We start from the raw sequence: 7602 nt of genomic DNA, 5'->3' as shown, positions 1-7602 counted from the left end.
GGTGGGGATCCTGAGCGCTGCTGGGGTGGCGGAGGTGATGTCGGCACCTTCCGGATTTTCGATGACGGGCACGCAGCGGGCTCCTGACTTTGTTACACAGAGTGACTTAGATGCGGCCCTCTCCTGTTCCGTGCAACTCGAACAGAAGGGGCGTCCGTACTAAAAGGAATCATCTTTGCAATTGCACCCAAGGGGGAAACGTGCGCGAGCTGATGCCTGTGACGCCGTTCCAAATTGGGTGGCTCACATGATTTGATTTGCGTTCATCGTCAAGGCCGGTGAGCCGATTAGCAACGACCCGCACTCCGGGCGCAGTGTGACTGCGAACGAATGTTGCAAGAACGCTCCACAGCACGGGAGAAGCGAGTGAGGAGCCGAAGGCCCGAGCACGACTACGAGCATGTGTGGCAGTGGCTGCTGCGGTACTACCGCGGCAAGATGACGCGGCCGGATGCCGGGCTGCCTCCGTTGGTGAGCAGACGGGGCGGACCGCGGTCCCCTGGCCTGCGGCAGGTCGACGTGGATGTTCTCCTCGGCGGCGGAGCCGGCGTCTACGCGAAGGTCGAGAACAACGACTTCCGGCCCCAGCCCGAGCTTTTCCTGCGCATCACCGAGCTCCTCAAGTTCAGCCCCTACCACCTGCGCATCGCCTACCTGGATCTGTACGGGGCCGAACCGGTCCTGCCGGTAGAACAGCCGTCGCCGCACTGGCGGCAGGTGCTCGCCGGGCAGAGCGAGATGGCATGCGCACTCATGCCTGACGGGCATGTGGTGGCCGCGAACGACCCGTTCACGCAGCTGTTCGCGACGGGCCGGCCGCCGACGAACCTCTGGCGCTGGGCCTTGTGGTCCGAGGAGGCGCGCGAAGCCCTCGTCGACCGGGAGAAGTGGATCGCGTGCCTCGTGACAGAGCTGCGGCTGGCCCAACACCGCTACCCCGATGACCGTGGAGTGCAGAGGATCTGTGCGGACATGGAGCGTGATCCGCGTCTTCAGCAGCTCACCGAGTCGCGCGTCGGCCTGGACAACCAGCAATTCCCGTTGCACCACCGGACGCGAGGCCTGGGTACGGCGCGGTTCATGGCGTCTCACACTCCGGCCGGTCTCAGCGTCTGGACCCTCTTGTTCGAGGCCACCACCTAGCACGCCGCAGCACGCCGCCGATGGGAGGAGACCGACCGATGCACGTGCTGTTACCGGACGACATGGAATTCCTGGTCCGATTCACCGAGATCGAGAACCCTCTGCTGACCAGCCTGCGTGACTACACCTTGATGGAGCTCTACCTGGATCAGGCCGAGCTCATCCGTGACGCCTCCAACGCATGGCGTGCGATCCATCAGAGACTGCCTGCCGTGCTCAAGTGGGAGAAACTCCCCGACGACGGGGCGCCACCGCGGTCGGCCGGGTACGTGCTGCACAGCCCCAAGGGAAAGCAGCTGACCAGCCTGTACGCCGTGGAGATGAGTCCCGCACACCTGCAGAACCTCCGGGACTGCTACACCATGCTGGCCGGAGCGGAGCAGGCAGGCTACGGCCCGCTGGCGAACGCCCTCGACGCTGTACAACGCACCTCGGACAATCAACGCAAGCGTCTTCTCGACGGCTATCGCAGGGTGGTGGAGGTCCTCGAACTCAAGGCCTCCTACAGCCTGGTCGAGTCCCTCAAGCGGGCCACGCCCACTGGGCCGCAGGCGCCGGCCGTCGGCATCACCCTCAACGGCGAGGAGTACGACTCCTATCAGAAGCTGTGCATGGACATGGTGGCCGTGCTGAGCGCCGGGGACAGCTTCGCCCACCTCCAGCACGGCCGGATGTACGCCTGACCAGCGGCCCGCGACACACATCCGACGCACTAAAGGTCATGCCGGGACGAGGCAAGCGGGCCGGTCGAGGCGCAGCATCGGATGGTCCTCCAAGAGCTCGCCGGGCACGGCGAAGGCCTCCGTGAGCATCAGAGCGTGGGGAGCCAGGGCACCGACAGCGTCCTCCACCGCATCCGGCAGCGCACGGACCTGCTCCGCGGTCAGCCGCTCGTGCGCGAGCAGTTCTCCGCTGTGCGCGGCCAAGTAGCGCAGGGCGAACAGCCGGTGCAGGTCGTGCAGAAGCAGGCTTGCCTGCGGGTCGGCGGCCTGCTCGGCCGCGTTGAGGAGTTCCTGCGCGGCCAGCCGGTTTACGTGGGCGTCGACCAGGGCCAGTGCTGTGCGGGAGGTGCCGTTCCACCGGTCCATGGGCGAGCCGACCCGTCGGGCACGCAGCCGTTGGCGGGCCCCTTCGTGACGAATGCGCTCCAGGTCCGCCAGCAGGTGGTTCAAGTGCGCTGGGTCCGTCAGTGTCCGGTCGCCGGGATCCGTCGCGTCGTGCGGTTGCGGGGTGAAGCCGCCCATCAGCATCTCCCCCGCGGCCTTGACCCAGATGACGAGGTTGTCCCCCTCAGCGGTGATGGTGCCTTCGTTGGCAGCCAGCTGGCCGGCTATCCCGTTCGCCAGGACCAGGCCCTGTCCCCCGCACCGCTCCCGGCACTCCGTCATGACCTGCCTCGCCTGCCAAGTGATCCATCCCTTGGCCATGGCCACCAGGCGCTCGGCATCGGGGCGCTCCTGCTCCTCGGCCCGAGTCCAGCGCGCAACTGTGGCCCGGTGCAGCAACGTGGCCGCGTACGTGGTGGCCACGGCGGCGATCAGTGGCCCGTGGTGGCTGCGGTGGGCCATCAACGGAACTCTCTGCTTCCGGGTCATCCCGGAAGTGATCCGCTGGTGGCCGTGGCGCACGGCAACAGTCAGGGCGTGCCGGGTGACCCCCAGGCTGGAGGCGCTCATGCACAACTTGCCCACCGTGACGCGGCCGATGGAGCGCAGGAACCGTTTGCGGGGGCTGCCGAGGGTGCTGGTGAACGTGCCGTCGGCGCTGAGCCGGCCGTGGTCGCCCTGCAGTAGCGCCTCGTACGGCAGGGGGACCCCGTGGAAGGAGGTGGCGCAGTGATCGACCGGGCTGCTGGCCGTTTCGGGCAGCAGCTCCACCTCGACGCCCGGCCGATGACGCCCCTGCGCGTCGGTCAACGGGGTCAGGAACAGGAAAACCCCCTCGTTCTGTCCGTCGATCATCAGCCGTGCTGCCACCAGGGCGTCCTTGGGACCTCCCGCCGTAGACGTGTTGGGCATCCACTTGCGCGCCCCACGCGTCGGCGTGGTGAGTACGAAGCCGCCCGTGGTCCGGTCGAAGGTCGCGGTCGTCTCCATCTGAGCAGCGTCGTTGCCGTGCGCCTGCTCGGTGCACAAGAACGTGCCGATCCGCTCCATTCGGAAGTACGGGCCCAGGTCGCGGTCGCCGTGGTCGTGATCCAGCAAGCTCCCCAGGAAGAGGTTGAAGTGGATGCTGGCGATGGTCCCTGTGCCGGCGTCAGCAGATCCCACCCATTCGTGCAGGGCGGACAGTGCACTGGCGTCGCCGACCAGGGCACTCGGGTCGGCGACCGTTTCGTTCACGATACGAAGCCGCTGGTAGGACAGCTGTACGCGTGCCTGGTGCGTCAGCCCTTCCTGGAAGGAGAAGACGGAGGAGCCGAACAGATCCTTCCAGGGCCCGTGGAGCTGATCGGCGCGGGGACCGAAGAGGGCATGTCTGAGTGAGGCCAGGGAGTCGGGGGCTTCAGACAAAGGAGAAACGGTCACAGGGGCAACCTAGTCGCCAGGACCTGCCAGCCACATCATGATCATCACCACGATTCGAGCGGAGCAATTCGTGGTAGATACCCGTTTAACGCTGCGCTAAGTAATGGGAGTTGGGGCGCCTGCGTAGCAGCGTACTGGGTCTGCTGCGGGGATGACGCCCCTTACGCAGTTGCTGGCCGGTCATGGTTTCAGGAACCGGGAGCCGACGGTCAGCCGAGTCTGCATCTGACCGCCGTCGAAGAAGGTCAGAAGCACGGGACTGCCCTCCGGCCCCCGGGTCCTACGCAGGAGGTTCTGCCAGGCCATGCACGGCGTCGGGCTCTTCCTGGGATGAGGTCTTGGAGAGCCTGCGCGGGACGGGAATCCGGTGCTTCTTGCGCAGCTGGGTCTGGGTGTTGGGACTCACCCGGAGTTCGGCGTATACCGCGCGCTGCGTCGCACCGGCCTTGGTGAGTTCGGCACGCGAACGCCGGGTGCGGTGGTCGGGCACGGGAATGCGCTGCGTGTCCCGGACGCGGGCGACGGCCCGGTAGCTGGTGTGCAGGCGCCGCTTGATCTCCTCAATGGACAGGCCGTCGCGTAGTAAGCCAGCGATCTGCTTGTCGCGCTCTTCGCGCTCGCTGGGAAGGTTGTTCACCGCTGTTTCCTGGCTGGCCGGGAGCTGTGACGGCCTCCGGCCCTGACCGTAGAACAGGGCGTCTGAGGGGCGACGGGCTTGCCCTGCGCCGCCTGGTCGAGTCTGTGGGCCGTGAGGGTGAAGGCCTCCGTGAACAGCTCAGCCACGACGCGGCTCGACCACAGCGCCACGAGACAGCTCACGATGGCAGGAACGAGGATCCAAACCACGAGGACGATCCAGACGGTCATGCGTCTCCTGATGCGAGAGCAGGGCGTGTGGAGGGGGTCATGTCGGGGCGTACAGGTGCGAAATATCCGGCGCGCGGGTGGTGGCTGACCATGCGTACGTCGTGCAAGTCGTCCAAGGCCTCTACGACGTCCGCTTCGGAGGTCCCTGTCCGGGCCGCAATGTCGGGGGCCGCGATGACGGTGCCTGGCGGATAGGTTCCGTCCGATATGCAGGCCAGGATGAACTCCCGCGCGACGGTGTAGGCGTCCGGTGGCACGGGGGTTTCGTGCGCCGGCGGTTTCGTCCGGCGAGAGGCGGTCAGCGACAGAGGCTTGGTCAGCGCCTGTTCGAGAGACCAGCCTTTCTCATATCTGCTGTACAGCGTGGTGTAAGGGACCACGCAGCGGGGGTCCCGCGCCCATTCGGCGAGGGTGCGTGCTTCACCAAAGGCATCCAGCTTCGACGACCCGGGCCTGCGCCGCGCGGGTGGGCGCAGCAGTTCGGCTTCGGAGAATCGGGCCAGATCGGCCGCCACATAGGTGCGGTTGTTGCGGGTCGTGACCAAGAGGCCTTGCTCTTTCAGCGCTGCGGTCGCTTTGCGGACCGTGGACTGCGATACGCCGAACTCCTCGGCGAGGTCGCGGCTGGGGGTGAACGGTCCACCCGGCCGGTACCCTCCTTCGTCCTTCAACGCGTCGCGGAGACGCTCGCGGAGCGTGATCTCGATGTACTGGTCGTGGGGGAGGTCTTCGTACCCGGGGGGTGGGCTCCAGGTTCTCCCGGGAATGGTGACCCGGGATCCGACCTGGGGGCGGGCTTCGATCAGCCCGTCGCGGCGCAATTTGCGCAGGACCGGAGAGAGGACGAAGGTCACGTCCCTGGGAGAAACTAAGAACTCGGCTATCACTTCGGGCCAGGTGAAGCGGTGGCCTGGTGGCCAGGTTCCATCGGCGATTCGGGTACGCAGGGCATGGTCGATGCGCTCCGACGCTGCCCGCTGGGATGCGGTTGGGTAGCTCACGTTCCGTTCTCGCGTCGTCTGATGTCGGGATGCCTTGCCGCCGGGCTGAGCAGGGCCCGGCGACAAGGCGGGGAACCCGTGCGCGGCAGGCTCGTGGACTGCCGCGTCCGGGGGCTGGGCGGCTAGGTGCGGATCTCCGACAGGGGGCCTGTGCGAATGCGGTCGACAAGCCGCAGGACCTGGTCGGAATTCAGGATGAGGGTGATCTGGTCGGGGTCGTGCGCGCATCCGGGGACGGTTTCCGCATACGCGAATGAGCCGGTGACGCCAGTGACGAGCCAGGACAGGCGCTCGGCGAGACGGTGCAACTGCTTGGTGCGGGTCAGGTCGAGGCCCCGGTCCAGGCCGGGTGCCCCGAGCAGTCCGGCTACCGTGACGGCCGTGAGAACGTCGGCGTTGTCGTTCAGTTCCACCTTGATCGTGTGGGTTGCCAGGTCGGTGTGAACGCTGGTGAACAGGGTGTGCGCGCCGAGGGCTTCGGCCAGCGAGATAGCCGCCGTTCGGGTCTGAATGTGGGGCGTGAGCAGCAGGTCGGTGAAACGGTCGACTGCGGGCTCGGTGCGCAGGGCGATGACGATGTGGAAGGTCTCCGGGTCGAGCCGGGCCTCGCCGTCGATGCCGTTGTCGCACATCCAGGCTGTGGCCGCCTCGGCGGTGTGGGCGAATGCGGGCAGGCGGGAGTAGAGGGTCACCGACACCGCGACCTGTGCGGGGCCGGCCTGGACGTTGGCTTCGACTCCGGCCTGCCGGAACGCCGTGTCGAGGCGGTCGTGGAGCGCTGTGTGTTCCCCGTTCATGCGGCCGGGCCGAGAACGACGGGAAGTCGGGTGTGGCCGTTGGTGATGATGCTGGGCAGCGGCTCCAGCTGGTCGGGGTCAACGGTCAGGCGTACCCCGGGGAAGCGGGTGAACAGCTGCTCCAGCGCGGTCCGGATCTCGATGCGGGCGATCTCCGCGCCCACGCACAGGTGGGCGCCGTGACCGAACGCGAGATGCTCGCGGGTGGTGGTCCGGGTGATGTCGAACTGGTCGGCGGTGTCGCCGTGGACGTCCGGGGCCCGTCCGGCCGCCCCGTAGTTCACAGCGAGGGCGTCTCCGCGGGCGAAGGTGATACCCGTGTCGGCGTCGTGGACGTCCTGGACGGCGAACCTGAGGATCACGGTGGCGACGGGAGCCTGGTGGCGCAGGCACTCGTCGACGACTTGCGACCACGGGACGGTCCCGCTCATGGCGAGCTTCAGCTGCTCGGGGTGCGTGATCAGGTTGACGACGGCGTGGTCGATCGCGTTCACCGTCGTCTCGTGGCCGGCGCCGATCAGCAGGACGAAGCTGTCGGCCAGTTCCTGCTCGTTGATTTCTCCGGCGTCGCATGCAGCGATGAGCTTCGAGGTGATGTCGTCGGCGGGGTTGCGGCGCTTGTAGCCGATCAGCTTGGCGATCAGTTCGTAGAGGCGCTCGATCACCGCTTGGCCCTCTTGAGGGCTGGCCGTGGTGATGAACAGGGGGGCGACCACGTCGCGGGCCTCGTCGTGGAGTTCGTCGGGCACGCCCAGGATGAGGTTCACCGACTGGAGGGGCAGCCGCCAGGCGAACCGGGCCCGCAGGTCGACCTCTTCGTCCGAACCGGTGATGGACAGTTCGTCGAGGAGGGTGCTGGTGATCGCGCTGATCTGCGGGGCGAGGGCACGCACGCGTCGGGGGCTGAACGCGGATGCCAGGGGACGGCGCAGCCGCAGGTGCTCCTCTCCGTACGCGGTCAAAGCATTGCGGACGTCGACCCAGATCCGCAGCGGCCAGTCCGCCGGGATCTCGTTGCGGTAGTAGGCCGGCCAGTGCTGGTAGGCGTCCTTGGAGATGAGGGGGTGGGTGAGCAGGCGTCGGATGAGGCCGGGGTCGGTGACCGACCAGGCGGGTATGCCGCCGGGCAGTATCACGCGGGCGGCGGGCCCGGCCTGGCGCAACGCCTTCGCCTCGGCGTGGAGGTCGCGGCCGGTGGCGTCGAGAAGGTAGTGCCAGCGATCGGACGCGGTCGGCGTGGCGGGGGTGTTGGGGGTGGTCATGCTG

The 7602-nt window shown here is 67.3% G+C and carries 7 protein-coding genes; 2 read left to right on the top strand and 5 right to left on the bottom strand.

Annotation, left to right across the window (positions count from 1 at the left end; all coding sequences use genetic code 11):
* Positions 1 to 366: 366 nt before the first annotated feature.
* Entirely contained in the window at positions 367 to 1143 is a 777-nt protein-coding gene (locus tag EHS43_RS31930) for a sulfotransferase (protein WP_125194165.1), read from the top strand.
* Between the two features lie 38 nt (positions 1144 to 1181).
* Positions 1182 to 1826, top strand: coding sequence for a hypothetical protein (locus tag EHS43_RS31925; RefSeq protein WP_125194164.1), 645 nt, complete (start codon positions 1182 to 1184; stop codon positions 1824 to 1826).
* Between the two features lie 36 nt (positions 1827 to 1862).
* On the opposite strand, the gene EHS43_RS31920 is transcribed toward EHS43_RS31925, so the two are convergent.
* The 5 genes from EHS43_RS31920 to EHS43_RS31900 all read right to left on the bottom strand — a co-directional run.
* On the bottom strand, positions 1863 to 3656 hold the full coding sequence (locus tag EHS43_RS31920) for an acyl-CoA dehydrogenase (RefSeq protein WP_260470804.1): 1794 nt from the start codon (positions 3654 to 3656) through the stop codon (positions 1863 to 1865).
* A gap of 295 nt (positions 3657 to 3951) precedes the next feature.
* Positions 3952 to 4308: a hypothetical protein gene (locus EHS43_RS31915; RefSeq protein ID WP_125194162.1), complete on the bottom strand. Its 357-nt coding sequence runs from the start codon at positions 4306 to 4308 to the stop codon at positions 3952 to 3954.
* A 226-nt stretch (positions 4309 to 4534) separates the two neighbouring features.
* Positions 4535 to 5392, bottom strand: a complete 858-nt coding sequence (locus tag EHS43_RS31910; protein WP_312023456.1) for a GntR family transcriptional regulator — start codon at positions 5390 to 5392, stop codon at positions 4535 to 4537.
* Positions 5393 to 5661: 269 nt separating this feature from the next.
* On the bottom strand, positions 5662 to 6336 hold the full coding sequence (locus EHS43_RS31905) for a hypothetical protein (RefSeq protein WP_125194160.1): 675 nt from the start codon (positions 6334 to 6336) through the stop codon (positions 5662 to 5664).
* On the bottom strand, positions 6333 to 7602 hold a 1270-nt coding region (locus EHS43_RS31900; protein WP_312023455.1), incomplete at its 5' end, for a cytochrome P450. The genes EHS43_RS31900 and EHS43_RS31905, both read right to left, overlap by 4 nt.

Origin of the sequence: Streptomyces sp. RP5T (assembly GCF_003933965.1) — a bacterium.
Lineage (GTDB): Bacteria > Actinomycetota > Actinomycetes > Streptomycetales > Streptomycetaceae > Streptomyces.
Note: the sequence above shows the minus strand (reverse complement) of the source record. Positions and strands in the feature narration are given on the sequence as shown.

Excerpts from the sequence above, each read along its gene's own strand:
- EHS43_RS31925 (WP_125194164.1), top strand. The coding sequence starts at position 1,182 with ATGCACGTGCTGTTACCGGACGACATGGAATTCCTGGTCCGATTCACC.
- EHS43_RS31905 (WP_125194160.1), bottom strand. The coding sequence starts at position 6,336 with ATGAACGGGGAACACACAGCGCTCCACGACCGCCTCGACACGGCGTTC.